This window comes from Paenarthrobacter sp. NPDC057355 (assembly GCF_042667405.1).
GTDB lineage: Bacteria > Actinomycetota > Actinomycetes > Actinomycetales > Micrococcaceae > Arthrobacter.
This window is the reverse complement of the sequence record NZ_JBHVAL010000017.1, coordinates 20,407-35,063: the sequence shown is the minus strand read 5'-3', so window position 1 is coordinate 35,063 and position 14,657 is coordinate 20,407. Positions and strand designations below refer to the sequence as shown.

At 63.8% G+C, this 14,657-nt stretch carries 20 protein-coding genes; 7 read left to right on the top strand and 13 right to left on the bottom strand.

Features of this window, described 5'->3' with window-relative positions:
* Nucleotides 1-28: 28 nt before the first annotated feature.
* The 7 genes from ACFUOZ_RS16810 to ACFUOZ_RS16780 form a co-directional block, all read right to left on the bottom strand.
* On the bottom strand, nucleotides 29-766 hold the full coding sequence (locus tag ACFUOZ_RS16810) for an aldolase/citrate lyase family protein (protein ID WP_377550314.1): 738 nt from the start codon (nucleotides 764-766) through the stop codon (nucleotides 29-31).
* A 159-nt stretch (nucleotides 767-925) separates the two neighbouring features.
* Nucleotides 926-1,729 carry an HpcH/HpaI aldolase/citrate lyase family protein gene (locus tag ACFUOZ_RS16805; RefSeq protein WP_377550177.1) on the bottom strand — a complete coding sequence of 268 codons (804 nt, stop codon included), beginning with the start codon at nucleotides 1,727-1,729 and terminating at the stop codon, nucleotides 926-928.
* Complete coding sequence (gene hpaH / locus ACFUOZ_RS16800; protein ID WP_377550175.1) at nucleotides 1,714-2,499, bottom strand: 2-oxo-hept-4-ene-1,7-dioate hydratase; 786 nt, start codon at nucleotides 2,497-2,499, stop codon at nucleotides 1,714-1,716. The genes ACFUOZ_RS16805 and hpaH overlap by 16 nt, the downstream gene beginning before the upstream one ends.
* A gap of 4 nt (nucleotides 2,500-2,503) precedes the next feature.
* The gene (gene hpaD / locus ACFUOZ_RS16795) at nucleotides 2,504-3,592 is read right to left on the bottom strand and encodes a 3,4-dihydroxyphenylacetate 2,3-dioxygenase (protein WP_377550173.1); all 1,089 of its coding nucleotides are present in this window, start codon (nucleotides 3,590-3,592) and stop codon (nucleotides 2,504-2,506) included.
* A 97-nt stretch (nucleotides 3,593-3,689) separates the two neighbouring features.
* Nucleotides 3,690-5,201: a 5-carboxymethyl-2-hydroxymuconate semialdehyde dehydrogenase gene (gene hpaE / locus ACFUOZ_RS16790; protein WP_377550171.1), complete on the bottom strand. Its 1,512-nt coding sequence runs from the start codon at nucleotides 5,199-5,201 to the stop codon at nucleotides 3,690-3,692.
* 12 nt (nucleotides 5,202-5,213) lie between these two features.
* Complete coding sequence (locus tag ACFUOZ_RS16785; RefSeq protein ID WP_377550169.1) at nucleotides 5,214-5,879, bottom strand: GntR family transcriptional regulator; 666 nt, start codon at nucleotides 5,877-5,879, stop codon at nucleotides 5,214-5,216.
* Complete coding sequence (locus ACFUOZ_RS16780; RefSeq protein ID WP_377550167.1) at nucleotides 5,872-7,368, bottom strand: fumarylacetoacetate hydrolase family protein; 1,497 nt, start codon at nucleotides 7,366-7,368, stop codon at nucleotides 5,872-5,874. Before ACFUOZ_RS16780 ends, ACFUOZ_RS16785 begins: the two co-directional genes overlap by 8 nt.
* A gap of 222 nt (nucleotides 7,369-7,590) precedes the next feature.
* Here ACFUOZ_RS16780 and ACFUOZ_RS16775 point away from each other — a divergent pair, with 222 nt between their 5' ends.
* Entirely contained in the window at nucleotides 7,591-8,295 is a 705-nt protein-coding gene (locus ACFUOZ_RS16775; protein ID WP_377550165.1) for an alpha/beta fold hydrolase, read from the top strand.
* A gap of 63 nt (nucleotides 8,296-8,358) precedes the next feature.
* Here the strand turns inward: ACFUOZ_RS16775 and ACFUOZ_RS16770 are convergent, their stop codons facing one another.
* Complete coding sequence (locus ACFUOZ_RS16770; protein WP_377550163.1) at nucleotides 8,359-8,784, bottom strand: hypothetical protein; 426 nt, start codon at nucleotides 8,782-8,784, stop codon at nucleotides 8,359-8,361.
* A 352-nt stretch (nucleotides 8,785-9,136) separates the two neighbouring features.
* On the opposite strand from ACFUOZ_RS16770, the gene ACFUOZ_RS16765 reads away from it, so the two are divergent.
* Together ACFUOZ_RS16765 and ACFUOZ_RS16760 are read left to right on the top strand one after the other, a co-directional pair.
* Nucleotides 9,137-9,406 carry a GlsB/YeaQ/YmgE family stress response membrane protein gene (locus ACFUOZ_RS16765; protein ID WP_377550161.1) on the top strand — a complete coding sequence of 90 codons (270 nt, stop codon included), beginning with the start codon at nucleotides 9,137-9,139 and terminating at the stop codon, nucleotides 9,404-9,406.
* The gene (locus tag ACFUOZ_RS16760) at nucleotides 9,399-9,659 is read left to right on the top strand and encodes a hypothetical protein (RefSeq protein ID WP_377550159.1); all 261 of its coding nucleotides are present in this window, start codon (nucleotides 9,399-9,401) and stop codon (nucleotides 9,657-9,659) included. The genes ACFUOZ_RS16765 and ACFUOZ_RS16760 overlap by 8 nt, the downstream gene beginning before the upstream one ends.
* A gap of 83 nt (nucleotides 9,660-9,742) precedes the next feature.
* On the opposite strand, the gene ACFUOZ_RS16755 is transcribed toward ACFUOZ_RS16760, so the two are convergent.
* The 5 genes from ACFUOZ_RS16755 to ACFUOZ_RS16735 all read right to left on the bottom strand — a co-directional run bounded on the left by ACFUOZ_RS16755 (nucleotide 9,743) and on the right by ACFUOZ_RS16735 (nucleotide 12,837).
* The gene (locus ACFUOZ_RS16755) at nucleotides 9,743-10,306 is read right to left on the bottom strand and encodes a cysteine hydrolase family protein (protein ID WP_377550157.1); all 564 of its coding nucleotides are present in this window, start codon (nucleotides 10,304-10,306) and stop codon (nucleotides 9,743-9,745) included.
* Between the two features lies 1 nt (nucleotide 10,307).
* Nucleotides 10,308-11,243: an SDR family oxidoreductase gene (locus ACFUOZ_RS16750; RefSeq protein WP_377550155.1), complete on the bottom strand. Its 936-nt coding sequence runs from the start codon at nucleotides 11,241-11,243 to the stop codon at nucleotides 10,308-10,310.
* 87 nt (nucleotides 11,244-11,330) lie between these two features.
* The gene (locus ACFUOZ_RS16745; protein ID WP_377550153.1) at nucleotides 11,331-12,131 is read right to left on the bottom strand and encodes a DUF1206 domain-containing protein; all 801 of its coding nucleotides are present in this window, start codon (nucleotides 12,129-12,131) and stop codon (nucleotides 11,331-11,333) included.
* A gap of 129 nt (nucleotides 12,132-12,260) precedes the next feature.
* Nucleotides 12,261-12,446, bottom strand: coding sequence for a hypothetical protein (locus ACFUOZ_RS16740; protein ID WP_377550151.1), 186 nt, complete (start codon nucleotides 12,444-12,446; stop codon nucleotides 12,261-12,263).
* 118 nt (nucleotides 12,447-12,564) lie between these two features.
* Nucleotides 12,565-12,837 (bottom strand): hypothetical protein, encoded by a 273-nt coding sequence (locus ACFUOZ_RS16735; protein WP_377550150.1) that lies wholly within the window; start codon nucleotides 12,835-12,837, stop codon nucleotides 12,565-12,567.
* A gap of 190 nt (nucleotides 12,838-13,027) precedes the next feature.
* Here ACFUOZ_RS16735 and ACFUOZ_RS16730 point away from each other — a divergent pair, with 190 nt between their 5' ends.
* Genes ACFUOZ_RS16730 through ACFUOZ_RS16715 form a run of 4 tightly spaced genes read left to right on the top strand, consistent with a single transcriptional unit; the run spans nucleotide 13,028 to nucleotide 14,653 of the window.
* Nucleotides 13,028-13,516: an Asp23/Gls24 family envelope stress response protein gene (locus ACFUOZ_RS16730; RefSeq protein WP_377550148.1), complete on the top strand. Its 489-nt coding sequence runs from the start codon at nucleotides 13,028-13,030 to the stop codon at nucleotides 13,514-13,516.
* Complete coding sequence (locus ACFUOZ_RS16725) at nucleotides 13,513-13,704, top strand: DUF2273 domain-containing protein (RefSeq protein WP_377550146.1); 192 nt, start codon at nucleotides 13,513-13,515, stop codon at nucleotides 13,702-13,704. Before ACFUOZ_RS16730 ends, ACFUOZ_RS16725 begins: the two co-directional genes overlap by 4 nt.
* A complete protein-coding gene (locus ACFUOZ_RS16720; protein WP_377550144.1) occupies nucleotides 13,701-14,075 on the top strand; it encodes a hypothetical protein in 375 nt (124 codons plus the stop codon). Before ACFUOZ_RS16725 ends, ACFUOZ_RS16720 begins: the two co-directional genes overlap by 4 nt.
* Nucleotides 14,072-14,653 carry a hypothetical protein gene (locus ACFUOZ_RS16715; RefSeq protein WP_377550142.1) on the top strand — a complete coding sequence of 194 codons (582 nt, stop codon included), beginning with the start codon at nucleotides 14,072-14,074 and terminating at the stop codon, nucleotides 14,651-14,653. Before ACFUOZ_RS16720 ends, ACFUOZ_RS16715 begins: the two co-directional genes overlap by 4 nt.
* Nucleotides 14,654-14,657: the final 4 nt, after the last annotated feature.

The window sequence follows — 14,657 nt, the reverse complement described above, 5'->3', positions numbered from 1 at the left end:
CTGTAGATCAATCGATCCTAACGGAGGATCAGTAGCTCTCCCGCTCCGCCTTCTCCGACACCGCGATGAACTTCTCCGCGAAAGCCTCCGAAGCCCTCGCCAGCACCACCACGTCCGCCCCCACCAGCGCAAAGGCCGCACCGGCGTCGAGATAAGCCCTTGCGATCTCCTCGTTAAAGGCGTTTACGCCTGCGGGCTTGCCGGCGACGCCCGCAGCCGCGAGGCAGTGCTCGACGACGGCGCGCACCAAGGGATTCTCGTGCTGTCCCAGCAGGCCCATGGAGGCGGCAAGGTCCGCCGGGCCGAGGAAGATGCCGTCGACTCCGTCCACGGCGAGGATTTCCTCGACCGCTGCGGCTGCCGCTTCGGATTCCACTTGGACGGTAACACTCACGGTTTCGTCGGCCTGGGCGAGGTAGTCGGGGATCCGGTTCCAACGTGAGGCACGCGCCAAGGCCGAGCCAACACCACGGACACCCAACGGCGGGTACCGGACGGCTGCTACCGCTGCTTCGGCCTCCAACGCCGAATTGACCATGGGCACCAGCAGGTTCTGCACGCCCAAATCCAGGTATTGCTTAATCACCACAGGATCGTTGACCGGCGGCCGGACCATGATCTGTACCGGGTAGCCACTGACACTGTGCAGCTGGCCAAGGATCGACTCGATGCCGTTGGGACTGTGCTCAGCGTCGATCAGCAACCAGTCCAGCCCCGAGCCCGCACAGATCTCCGCCACCAGTGGGCTCCCCGAGCAGACCCACATACCCACCAGCGGTCTTGCTTCGGTTTCCAGCACTGAATAGAAAGTGGGATGTGGCACTGGCCGGATCGACATCGCTCAGCTCCCGTAGTCCGAAACCCGCAAGGTGATACCACTGTTGTACCCCTTTGCAGGCTGGCATAACAGACCGGAGCCCAGCGCTTAGTAGCTCTGTTTCACGGGCCCATCGACGGGCCGGACGAACTCGGACGCCAGCGCTTCCGAGGCCCGGGCCAGCACGGCGACATCCGCGCCAACCAGCACGAAGGAGGCACCGGCGTCGAGATACGCGCGGGCAGTTCCGGGGTTGAAGGCGTTGACGCCGGCTGGCTTGCCTGCTGCTGAGGCGGCCTGAATACAGCGTTCGACGGCGGCCCTCACCTCAGGGTGTTCCTGTTGTCCCAGCAAGCCCATCGAGGCAGCGAGGTCCGAGGGGCCGAGGAAGATGCCGTCCACGCCATCGACAGCCAGGATCTCCTCAACGGCCTCGACTGCTGCGGTGGATTCGATCTGGACGGTGACGCTGACGGTTTCACCCGCCGTCGCAAGGTAGTCCGGGACCCGGTTCCAGCGCGATGCCCTGGCCAGCGCCGAGCCGACACCCCGCACCCCGTGCGGCGGGTAGCGGACGGCGGAGACCGCAGCGGCCGCTTCCCCGGCAGAGTTGACCATCGGAATCAGCAGGTTCTGCACGCCGAGGTCCAGGTACTGCTTGATGACCACGGTGTCGTTGACCGGCGGCCGGACCATGGCTTGGACCGGATAGCCGTGCATCGCCTGGAGTTGGGCGAGGATCGATTCGAGGCCGTTGGGGCTGTGTTCGGCGTCGATCAGTACCCAGTCCAGGCCCGAACCAGCGCAGATTTCCGCCACGAGCGGGCTGCCGGAACACACCCACATGCCAGCCAATGGGCGGTTCCCCTCCCTGAGGGCGGTGTAGAACGTCGGTTCTAGTTGAAGTGGCATGTCACAACTCCCAACGGTCCGTAGTCCGCGTGGACGGTGTCGCCCTTGTAGACCCACAAGGGCCGGGTGAAGGAGCCGGCCAGGATGATGTCTCCGGCCTTCATCGAATCCCGGTGCGCTGCGATCTTGTTGGCCAGCCAGTGCACGCCGTTGGCCGGATGATCGAGGACGCCGGCGGCCACCCCGGTCTCCTCCACGGTCTGGTTCTTGTACAGGATCGCGGAGACCCAGCGGAGGTCGACGGCGTCCGGCTTCACCGGCCGTCCGCCGATCACCATGGCACCCATCGCGGCATTGTCCGAGATCGTGTCCACGATGGTCCGGCCCTCCATTTCGATCCTGGAGTCCAGGATCTCGAGGGCCGGAACTACGTAGTCGGTGGCGTTGAGGACGTCGAAAATAGTGCAGCCTGGGCCCTTCAGCCCCTCCTTGAGCACGAACGCGAGTTCCACTTCGACCCGGGGGTGGGTGTACTGGTCCCACTCCACGGAGCAGCCGGTTTCCAGGACCATGTCGTCGAAAATCGCGCCATAGTCCGGCTCCGTGATGCCCGTGGCGGCCTGCATGGCTTTGGACGTGAGGCCGATCTTCCGCCCCACCAACGTGCGTCCGGCTTCCTCGTTCCGCTGCCGCCACAACTGCTGCACGGCGTAGGAATCCTCCACCGTCATGTCCGGGTAGCGGGCGGTCAGGCGCGGCACCGGTTTGCGGTTCCGGTGGGCTTCAAGGAGTTCGTCGGCAATGGCTTCGATCGTCTTCGCGTCCAGCATTGTTTTAGACCTGCGCTCCCAGTTTGAAGCCGTCAGCTGCCGCCCCTTCGGTTGGGCGGGTGTAGGAGAAGCCGTCCGCGCCGACGGTGACAGCCATTTCGGATTTGTCTTCGCGTTCGATCACCGGCTGGGGGTTGCCGTCGAGGTCCAGGACCAGGGAGGCCTCGGTGTACCAGGACGGGACGACGGGGTTGCCCCACCAGTCGCGGCGCTGGTTGTCGTGGACGTCCCAGGTGACGGTGGGGTTGTCGGGGTCGCCGGTGTAGTAGTCCTGGGTGTAGATCTCCACGCGGTGGCCGTCCGGGTCCAGGATGTAGAGGTAGAACGCGTTGGAGACGCCGTGGCGTCCGGGCCCGCGTTCGATGCGGTCGGAGATGCGCAGGGCGCCCATCTTGTCGCAGATCTGGATGATGTTGTGCTTCTCGTGGGTGGAGAACGCGATGTGGTGCAGGCGCGGGCCGTTGCCGCCGGTCAGGGCTGTGTCGTGCACGGTCTGCTTGCGGTGCATCCACGCGGCGTAAGTGACGCCGTCGGAATCCTTGATGTCTTCGGAGACGCGGAAGCCGAGGTCCTCGAGGTACTTGCGGCCGCGCGGGACGTCCGGGGTGACCTGGTTGAAGTGGTCCAGGCGGACCAGCTCGCCGGCGGAGTAGAGGTCGTAGCGCTGGGTGAGGCGTTCGACGTGTTCGACGTCGTAGAAGAACTCGTAGGGGAAGCCCAGCGGGTCCTCGACGCGTACAGTATCGCCCACGCCCTTGGTGAAGCCTTCCTTGCGGCGCTCCACCCGGCAGCCGAGTTCGCGGTAGTAGGCCTCGGCGGCGTCGACCTCTGCCGGGGACTTCACCCGGTACGCGAAGGCAGCGGCTGCGGCGACCGGGCCCTTGCGGAGCACCAGGTTGTGGTGGATGAACTCCTCAAACGAGCGCAGGTAGATGGTGTTCTCATCCTCTTCGGTCACGTGCAGGCCCAGGAGGTCCACGTAGAACGCGCGGGACTTTTCCAGGTCAGTGACCACGAGTTCCAGGTACGCGCAGCGGACAATGTCCGGAGCCGGAACGCTCGGGGTAGGGATGGGGCCGGTGAAGTTGCTCATGATGGTCTCTCTTCGTCGAAAGCTGGGAGTTTTTGTACAGCAGATGCCCTTAAGAGGGGTTCTTAAGCTCGTTATGTGTACAAAAACTCGGGGGGGGTTAGGCGCCGAATTTGGGGGTGTGGACGGATCCGAGGGTGATGTGCACGGCCTGCTGGTCGGTGTAGAAGTCGATCGAGCGGTAGCCGCCCTCGTGGCCCAGGCCGGAAGCCTTGACTCCGCCAAATGGGGTGCGGAGGTCGCGGACGTTGTGGCTGTTGAGCCACACCATGCCGGCCTCGACGTTCTGCGAGAAGTTGTGGGCCCGGGTCAGGTTCTGGGTCCAGATGTAGGCCGCCAGGCCGTACTTGGTGTTGTTCGCCAAGGCGAGGGCCTCGTCGTCGTTCTCAAACGGCGTGATGGCTACGACGGGACCGAAGATTTCCTCCTGGAAGATCCGCGCGTCAGGTTCGACGTCGGCAAACACCGTGGGTGCGATGTAGTTGCCTTCGGGGAGGTGGTCGGGTCGGCCGCCGCCGGCCAGGAGCCGGCCTTCGGACTTGCCGATCTCCACGTAGGACGCGACCTTGGCGTAGTGCTCGGGGTGGACCAGGGCGCCTACCTGGGTCTTGGGGTCGTGGGGATCGCCCACCACGATGTTCTTGGCCCGGGCGGCGTACTTCTCGCAGAACTCGTCGTAGATGGCGCGCTCGACGAGGATGCGCGAACCGGCCGTGCAACGTTCGCCGTTGAGGGAGAACACTCCGAACAGGGCCGAATCGATCGCTGCATCCAGGTCGGCGTCGGCGAACACGACGCACGGGGACTTGCCGCCGAGCTCCATGGACAGGCCCTTGAGGTTGGCTGCGGCGTTGCGGAAGATCGTCTGGCCCGTGGTGGTCTCGCCGGTGAAGGAGATCAGCGGAACATCCGGGTGTTTCACCAGGGCATCGCCGGCTTCTTCGCCAAGGCCGTTGACCAGGTTGAACACGCCGTCGGGCAGGCCGGCGTCCTTGAAGATCTGCGCCCACAGGGAAGCGGAGAGCGGCGTAAATTCGGCCGGCTTGAGGACCACGGTGTTGCCGGTGGCCAGGGCCGGGGCCAGCTTCCAGGACTCGAGCATGAACGGGGTGTTCCACGGCGTGATCAAACCGGCGACGCCGATCGGCTTGCGGTTCACATAGTTGATCTGCGAACCCGGGACCTTCATGGCGTCGTCGAACTGGGCCACGATCAAGTCCGCGAAGAAGCGGAAGTTCTCGGCCGCGCGGAGGGCCTGACCCTTGGCCTGGGTGATCGGCAGGCCGGTATCGAAGGTTTCGAGTTCGGCCAGGCGCGCTTCCTGGGCCTCAACGGCGTCGGCGATCTTGTTCAGGACCCGTGCACGCTCACGCGGCTTCATCTTCGGCCAAGGGCCGTTGACGAACGCTTCGCGGGCTGCGGCGACGGCGAGATCGATGTCTTCCTTCTGGCCAGCAGCTGCGGTGGCGTAGTTGCCGTTCGATACCGGGTCCAGCACGTCAAAGGTCTTACCGGAGACCGAGTCAACGAACTCGCCGTTGATGTAGTGCTGGATGTGCGTGGGCAGATCCTCTGGGACGTAATGCTTGGTGGTTTCTACGGAGGTCGTCATCTTTGAGTTCCTTTAGTTGGTGGTTGCCAGGTAGGCGTCGAGGGTGGCGGCGCGGTGTTGGCGGGCTGCTTTTTCGATGGTGTCGGCGTCTGCCCCGGTCTCGATGAGTTGGAGCAGTGCCTCGTGTTCGCGCACGGATTCCTGGGCCCTGCCGGGAACGAAGCGGAACGTGGACGAGCGAAGGGACGCCAGCCGGTTCCAGCCCCGGTGCACGAGGTCGAGGATGTGCGGATTGGGGCAGTGCTCAAAGAGGACGCTGTGGAAGTCCTGGTTCAGGGCAGTAAAGCGCACGGGATCGAAATGTTCCAAGCACTCCCGCATTTCGGCGTTCACCGCACGGGCCCGGGCAATGGTGGCCCGATCGATCAGCGGGGCGGACAACGCGGTAGCCGCGCCCTCGACGATGCTCAGGGTCTGCATCGTGTACAGGTACTCGGTGGGGTCGATCCCGGACACCGTCGCGCCAACATTGCGTTCGAACTTCACCAAGCCTTCGGCCTCCAGGCGGCGGATCGCTTCGCGGACGGGCACCACGCTGAAGCCAAGGTCCTCGGCGATCTTGGCCAGCACCAGCCGGTAACCCGGCGTGTAGGTGCCCTCCACGATCCGCGCCTTCACGGCCTCATAGGCCTGCTGGGACTTGCTTTGGGCGACGCTCCCGACGGCGGTTTCAGTCACCGTTGGCTCCTTCCGTGGCTTCCCATACCTTGTAGCGTTCCTGCCATTCCTTGTTCATGGGATAAAGGCCATCCACGCTGTTGCCTTCCTGGACCATCTGGAAGATGAACATCTCCTCTTTCTCCTGGGCGATGCAGTCGTCCACGAGTTCCTCGGCAATGGCCGGCGGGATCACCAGGATGCCGTCGGAATCGGCCACGATAATGTCGCCGGGCTGCACGGTGGCCCCGCCGCACGCGATGGTGATGTCCGTGTCCCAGGGAATGTGCCTCCGCCCCAGCACGGCAGGGTGCGGGTTGGCGAAGTAGGTGGGCATCTCCAGATCGGCCACGGCCGAGTAGTCGCGGACGCCGCCGTCGGTAATAATGGCTGCGGCACCGCGGACCTGGGCGCGCAGGGCCAGGATGTCACCCACCGTGCCTGTCCCCTTTTCGCCACGGGCTTCCATCACCAGGATTTCGCCCTCGTTCAACGAGTCGATCGCACGCTTTTGGGCATTGAAGCCGCCGCCGTGGGTCTTGAAAAGGTCCTCACGGTTGGGCACGTAGCGAAGGGTCCGCGCCAGGCCCACCACTTTGCGCTCCGGGCGGGTGGCCTGCAGCCCGTCGATACTGACGTTGTTCAGCCCACGCTTGCGGAGCTGGGAGGACAGGGTCGCTGTGGCAACGGACTCGAGCTTGGCCTTCAGCCCAGGCGACAAACCCGGGGAAGCGGGTGCCAGGCCAGCGGCTTCGCGGGAACCGTACGCCTCTTCACGCTGCGTGTCATCAGTCTTGGGTTGGGCACCAAAGTCCGCGAACGGCGTCGTACCTTCCGTCACTTTGGTGGTGAGGCGGCCGGTGCTGAAATCACCGCCGGTGACTTCAATTTCGACGACGTCCCCCGGCTTGGCGACGGACGCGCCCGCCGGGGTGCCGGTGAGGATGATGTCGCCCTCTTCCAGGGTCAACAGTTGCGACAGATCGGCGACGAGCTGGGCGAAGGGGAAGAGCAGGTCTTCGGTGGTGTCGTCCTGGACCAGTTCGCCGTTATGCCAAGTGCGGATCCGCAGCTGCGTGGGATCGACGGCGTCGGCGGGGAGCAAGACCGGCCCCACCGGAGTGAAGCCGTCGCCGCCCTTGGAGCGGACGTTCGAGCCCTTGTCCGCGTAGCGGAGATCGTAAACGCCGAGATCGTTCGAAGCGGTGACCCACTCAACGTGGCTCCACGCATCCTCCAAGCCAACCCGACGGGCCGCCTTGCCGATCACCAGCGCGATCTCACCCTCATAGCCGAGCAGCTCGCAGCCTGCGGGACGTTCCACCGTGCCAGGAGCCTCGGCCGAACCCAGAGCAAGGGACGACGAGGGCTTCAGGAAGTAGGACGGCTGAGCCGGAGTGCGCCCGCGCTGGGCGGCCCGGCTGGGGTAGTTGATGTGGACCGCAATGACCTTGCGCGTCCGGTCCAGTACATCCTGGCCAAGCTCCTGCGGTCGGAACTCCAGTGTCACGAGCCGCTCCCTCCTGAATAAACCCTGATATCTGATCGCCCAGCTATCGAGTACGAAATCGTATACGAAAACTATGACTCGTGAAGTGGCGTCCGTCAACCCCTTCCCCCAAATCAACCCATCTGACTGGCAGTAGTGGTTGATATGAGCGCCCAGAACAACCGCTACTGCCAGTCAGTTGGGCCCTTACATTCTGTCGGGGGGCTCCCGTAGGGTACCGGCATGGACATCATCCTGGTACCCGGTTTCTGGTTGGACGCTTCGTCATGGGAGGAGGTAACGCCGGCACTGGCGGAGGCAGGCCACACGGTTCACCCGCTCACACTTCCCGGACTTGAATCACGGGAGAGCCCGCGCGCGGGAATAGGCCTCCGGACGCACATCGACGCCGTCATTGAAAAGGTCGATTCCCTGGAGGGCAAGGTGGTCCTGGTGGGCCACTCCGGCGGCGGCGCCATCATCCACGGCGTGGTTGATTCACGGCCCGATCGGATTGCCCGTACGGTCTACGTGGACAGTGGGCCGCTGGGTGAAGGCGGCGTGATTAACGATGAATTGCCCGACGACGGCGACGACATCCCTTTGCCACCCTGGGAAGCATTCGAGGAGGCCGACCTGGTGGATCTGACGGAGGAATTGCGGGAGAAGTTCCGCGCCCGCGCCATCCCCGAACCCAAGGGCGTCGCCTACGACCAGCAGCACCTCAACAATGTCCGGCGGTACGACGTTCCAGCGACGGTCATCGCTTGCGAATTTCCGTCGTCGATGCTCAACGAGATGATGGATGCCGGCCACCCGTTCACCGAGGAATTGGCGCGCATCAAGGATGTGGAGCTCGTGGATCTCCCCACGGGTCATTGGCCGCAGTTCACCAAACCGACCGAACTCGGCGAGGCGATCCTCGCCGCCGTCGGCCGCACGGCTTAAGTGGCGGCCCGGCGTCGAGCACTAATGCCCGACGCCGGCCGCACCACGCGTGGAACGCCTACGTCACGCCTTTGGCGGCGTGTTGGTTGCGGGGCCTTCGGGGGCAGCCCCGCCTTCGCTGGTCCAATCCGTGCCCGTGGTGTCGTCATGGGCGGGATCGGACACGACGTCACCCTTAACCGTGGACACGGTTGCAGGACGCTCGTGGCCGTTGTTGGAATCCTGCCCGTTCTTCGAATCCAGGATGCCCGGAAGCGCAGCCTCGGCTTTTTCCAGGAGTTTCTTTCCTGCGGCGAAGAGATTGTCGAGGATGTCCGGAACGGATTCCTGGACCGCATCGGCAGCCTGATGGACATTTTCCTTAACCTCAGGGTTCTTCAGAACCTTCTCGGTGCCGCCGCGGATCCGCCGATAAACCTCCGGCCAGGACTTTGACCCCCACACGTAGCCAACTGCCACGCCAACGGCGAACAATGCCTTTCCTTTCACGCCACTCACTCCTTCCGAGGTGTTTGCATTCGACCCTAGTCCCGCGCGCCGGGCCCTGTCACGCGGACAGGAAAGAGCGTCGGCGAGCCGGATCCGATAATAGTCAGGTTACTTGCTACTTGCCCTGGGAACAGCTAGCGTTGCAGATGTAGTACCGGGACCGACCCAATCGGCAGGAGTGCTTTATTGGCTGTCTATAACAAAACAACGGAGTCGAATGATTAGTTCCTCCTCCCACATTCCATAGGGCCTCCGGGGCCCGCAGCAGTCCCCGACCAGGGACAGGCCCCAGTGAACTTAGTCGCTGAATCGCGTTCATGGAATTTCCATCGACAAGAAAGCAGGAACAAAAATGGGTTTCTTTGGCTTCCTTCTGCTCGGTCTTTTGGCCGGAGCTATCGCAAAACTTATCCTTCCCGGCCGGCAGGGTGGCGGCTGGTTCGTCACCCTCATCCTGGGCGTCGTCGGCGCCCTCCTGGGCGGCTGGATCGGCAGCGTGATTTTCAACACGGGCCTGCAGGAGTTCTTCTCGCTGACCACGTGGCTGCTCGCCATCGGCGGTTCAATCATCGTGCTGCTGATCTACGGCCTGATTACCAACCGCAGGACCACCCATGGCTGATCACCAGAACCGCGACGCCAACGGCGAGGAACTCGACGGCCAGTACACCGAGGGAGATTACGGAGACGCAGGAGTGTCGCCGGAAACCCTGAAGGACGACGCAGGCGGGGACTACACCGAAGGTGACTACGCCGAGAAGACGGTACCTTCAGCGGATGCCGAACTCGACGACAAGAACACCGAGGACACCCCGCCGGGCCGGCCCTTCTCGTCCGAACCGGATGATGAAGCCTCGGGATCCAGCCGCCCGTAGTCCGCGAGAGTAGCTGCACAACTGAATCGCCGCAAGAACCCGGAGGACTGCTGTTGCAGCCTCCGGGTTCTTGCTATGCCGCGCTAGGCTGTCCGGGCGGACGCCAGGAGCAGTTGGATCTCCTCCAAGGGCAACACGTTCTGCCGGTACTCGCGGATGAGGACCCTCAGGACGGCCTCTGCAGCTTCTGCGTTTTCCGTGCCAATGGCTTCGGCCGCATAGATGACTTTGAGGTTGTGGGCGAAGGCGTCTGCAGCAGTCTGCGCGATGCAGTTATGCGCCGAGATCCCGGCCAGGACCACCGTGTCCACTCCCCAATTCCCCAGCCGCATGGCCAGATCCGTGCCAAAAAAAGCGCTGTCGCGGGTTTTGACCAACCTCGGAAAGTCGGCAGTGAGCAGCCCGGAAACGAATCCGGCCTGCTCACTGCCCCTGAAGATGAAGCCTTGGTCGTCCTCCAGCATGTTCAGGCTCCAGGTGGACTTGTCCCGCTCGTGCACCGTGCCCACCAGCAGGACCTTGGCGCCGGCCTCCACCGCGGCACTCGTCAGCGAATTGCATGCGGCGACGATCTCGTCGCGGCGGGAAGCCAGCGATGGGTCCTCAAAGTAGGCGTTCTGCATGTCGATGACCAGAACTGCGATCATCTCAGAGCCCCTTGCCACCCGTAACGGGCAGCACTGCTCCGGAAATGTAGGAGCCCTCGTCGGATGCGAGCAGAACGTAGGCGGGAGCCAGTTCCGCAGGTTGACCGGCCCGACCCAGGGGCGTGTCCTGCCCAAAGGAAGGCAACTTGTCCGGCCATTCCGTGGCGGGGATCAACGGAGTCCAGATGGGGCCCGGCGCGACTGCATTGACGCGGATTCCCTTGGGGCCAAGCTCTTGGGCCATGGCCTTGGTGAAAGCCACCTGGGCGGCCTTGGTCATGGCATAGTCCACCAACTGGGCTGAGGGGTTGAAAGCCTGGATGGAGGCCGTCACGATGATGGAAGCGCCGGGGCGAAGGTGGGGAACGGCCGCTTGGGCTGTCCAGATGAGCGAGTAAAGATTGGTCTTGAAGACCCGGTCGAACTCCTCCGTGGGGATGGTTTCCAGGCCTTCCCTGTTCTTCTGGTAAGCCGCATTCAGCACCACGATGTTGAGGCCGCCCAGCTCCTGCACTGTACGTTCCACAATGTCCGCGGCGAATCCTTCATCCCGGGCATCACCTGGCAACAGGAGGACCCGCGCCCCGCACTCCCGGATCCATTCCGCCGTCGACTGCGCGTCCTCTTCTTCCTCCGGCAGGTAACTGATGGCTACATCGGCGCCCTCGCGGGCGTAGGCGATGGCCACAGCGGCTCCGATACCGGAGTCACCGCCGGTTATGAGCGCCGTTTTACCCTGCAGACGGCCGTGACCGACGTAACTCTTCTCTCCGTGGTCAGGTTGCGGATCGAGGGGCTTGGTGAGGCCCGGCTGCTGCTGTTCCTGCTGGGGGAACTCCTCCGCGTAGTAGCCTCTGCGCGGGTCCGAGGGTGCGGACGCGAGATGGTGCCCGCCTGCTTGTGGCTGGTGGTTCCGGCCCGGATCGTCATTCGTCATGGTTCTGGCCCCTTCAGATAGCCTGCTCGGTTCGTTTGCCCTGTACCCAGCAACCGGCCACCTAAACGGCAACCGGGCCAACCCGGGTCAGGTCCGGAGGGACTTGGCTTTGACCATCAGGAAGAGTCCGTAGGCAATCAGCCCTACTGCAACTGCCGCCAGCAAGTATGGCCCATACGGTTGTTCCCGCAAAGCCTTCAAGCTCCCATCCAAGCCAGTCGACTGCTCCGGCTGGGTCCGTACAGCGGCAATTACCACCAGGAGGCCAACCAGGAACAGGGCAACGCCCTTGGCGATGTAGCCCACCATGCCCACGCCGACTTGAAACTTCCGGACTGCCTCTTCGGAGGACAACGAGATGTCCCTCTTGAAGGTCTGCCGGAAACCACGTACGGCGAAGAAGATGCCGGTGACGGCGACGCCCACACCAATGGCGACGAGCAGGAACACTCCAAACGGAGCGCTCATGAGGGTGGCAGTGAAGTCGGTGCTGGCCTCGCGGCTGTTCTTCCCCTTGCCCATAATGAACGAAACAATGGTGGCTGCCAGCGCTGCGAACACGAGCGCCTGGCCGACGGCAGAGAGCCTCTTGGTCAATTTCCTGGACGAGGTCCGTTCCCCAAGGATCGCGTTTCCAAGTTGCCACAAAGCCAGCGCCGCGCAGGCGCCAAAGCAGGCCCAGAGAAGCAGGGGCCCGACGGGCTGGCTGGCCAGCGAGGCGACCGCCCCCGAAACATCGGCTTCGCCGCCGCGCCCGAAGGCCAGCTGAAGCGCAATAACCCCGATGAGCACATGCAGCAGGCCACTGACGGCGTATCCGGCACGCGCAACGATCTCGAAGGTACGTGAATTTGAGGCTTCCTCGGCCACGTCAGCGGCCTTCCTCATCTCCTCTTTGATGACAAGCCTCCTTAGTTCCGGTGGACACCATCGTCCCACCGGAGTCACCCGAAAGCCACGACCCTTAACGACGCCGGACAGGCACCCAGGTGCCTGTCCCAACCGTCCGGCAGGGGCCTAGAATCCGACCACCGATTGGGGCCAGATGCTCCGAAGCCCAGCGGCCAGGGGGTTGAAGGGTTCGCGGACGGCCACGCCTGTACGGGCCTGGCCCGGTGCATCTTCCGGTTGGCGTGCGACCTCCGGGGAGCGGGTGTCGGCAGCGTTGGCGCCGTTGGGCCTGGCAGTGATTTGAGCAGTCATTTCGGTCGCCTTCCTGAAAGTTCCCATCAGCTCCAATGGCTGATGTTTCAACCATCAGGCAGGGCCCTCAAGAACGACGCCGGGTCATCTCAAGATTTGCTCAAGCTTCAAGGACCAGCTATCCGAGCAACTTCCCAATGTCCGCGAAACTCATCCCGGAAGCAATCGCCAGGTCCGGAAGGCCAGCTCCGGCTTCAACCGCGCTTCGCATCGCCTGGGCCAGGGATTCCTCAGCTTCATCCATTTCCCACTGGAGGCCCTCCACCCGTGCCGCCGCCGTCCACACAACATCCAAGAGGCCGGTTCTCCTCGTCGGCGTGGAAAGTGGGATTTCCTCAGCGGTTTCCGGAATCGCCCCGGCGTTCGTCCCAGACACAACTACTGCAGTCACTTGGTGCCCTTTCCGTAATGAAATAACTCGACAAACTAGTTATATGACAAACTAACTAAGCAGACCAGCGCAACCGTTCACAAGTGACATACATCACATTAATTTCCGCGTGAGGAAGCAGCGGACCAGAACGTCTTATTCATGACGGCGCACAAGAGGGCGCCGCAAGCAACGGACAGGAGCCAACGCCATGACGATCCAAACGCACACCCCCGCAGACGTACCGGCCAAGAACAAGCAGAACGCCTCCGGAACAGTGGTGGACGCACCCGTACGGGACAAGGGCAAAGACGGCCGCGGCGCCACCACGGTCGCCGACGGCGTTGTCGCCAAGATCGCCGGCATCGCCATCCAGGAGATTCCGGGAGTGCATGCCTTGGGAGGCGGCGCGGCCCGGGCCATCGGCAACCTGCGTGAAAAGGTGGGCCAGAAGGACCTCACCCAGGGAGTCAGCGTGGAAGTAGGCCAAACCCAGGTAGCCGTGGACGTGACCCTGGTTGTCGAATATCCGCATCCGCTTCAGGAAGTGGCGGACAACGCCCGCGACGCCGTGTACACCGCCATCGAGGACTTGGTGGGAATGGAAGTGACCGAGGTGAACGTGACGATCACGGACATCCACGTTCCGTCAGAGGACTCCGAATCCGATGACGTCGACCGTGAACCGAGGGTCTCGTGAGCCCCACGACCGCGGGGCTGGCCATAGGGGCGGTGCTTGCGCTGGCGGGGCTGGCCTTCGGGTTTTGGGGCCTGCTGCTCACGGCACTCTTCATGGGAGTCGGTGCGGTGTTGGGCCGCTCCGCCGAGGGAAAGCTTGACCTTCGCGGGGTGCTTGATGCTCTGCGGGGCAAGCGATCCTCCTCATGAGCAGCGGGGCGTCCGCCGGCCGGGGCTCATGCGCCGCAGAACGGATTGGACATAACCGGCTCGCCCACGCGGCGATCCGGAAAACCGTTGAATCGGTCACCGCCCACGCGTTCGGCGTGGAGACGGGCGATGTGTCAGCAAGGTTGGACGACGACGCTGGAAGGCTCGGTGTCAACGTCACAGTCAAATTGGCCCTCCCGCCGCTGCTGTTGCGACGGAGCAGTCCCGAGACGGTTTTCGAACAAGCCCAGGCTGCCCGGAAGGAAATCGTGGCCCGCGGCACGGCCATCACGGGATTGACCATAGGCCGTGTGGACATCCGCCTCACCGGAGGTAAGCCCCGGCAGCCCAAGGAAAGGAGGGTCGAATGAGCAAGGACGCCACCATCCGCCGCTTGGTCCGGCGCGAAACTCACTCCTCAAGGGCGGTCCCCTCCATCGTGACCGCAACCCTCGTGGCGGCCGTCTCCCTCTGGCTGGCTCTGGAATCCGTGCTGTGGCTGCTCAAAGACCAACCCTTGCTGGCCAGCCCGGCGCAGATGTTCCGTTGGTTGATCGAGCTTCCGGCCAACACCACTCAGGCGGGCATGGTGGCGGCTGGGGCAGGACTCGGAACGCTGGCACTGGTGCTGTTCGGAGTGGCCTTCGGAAGGGGACGACGACAACGCCGGTCCATCGCCGGCGGGCGCGCCGCCGTCGTGGTTGACCACGAGGTGATTGCGGCAGCGGTGTCCCGAAAGGTCCGGCGCGCAACGGGCCTTGCCCCCGGGCAGGTGACCACCACCGTCGGCGGACGGACCGTCCGCGTCCAAGTGCGTCCGACGTCGGGCGAACCGCTGGTGGCGGCAGACATCCAGGAAACGGTCGACGGCGAACTGGCCGCCTACGCGATGGATCGTCCGCTGCGGTCCAGCGTCCACATTCTGAACGAAGGAGCGGTGGGGCAATGAGAAA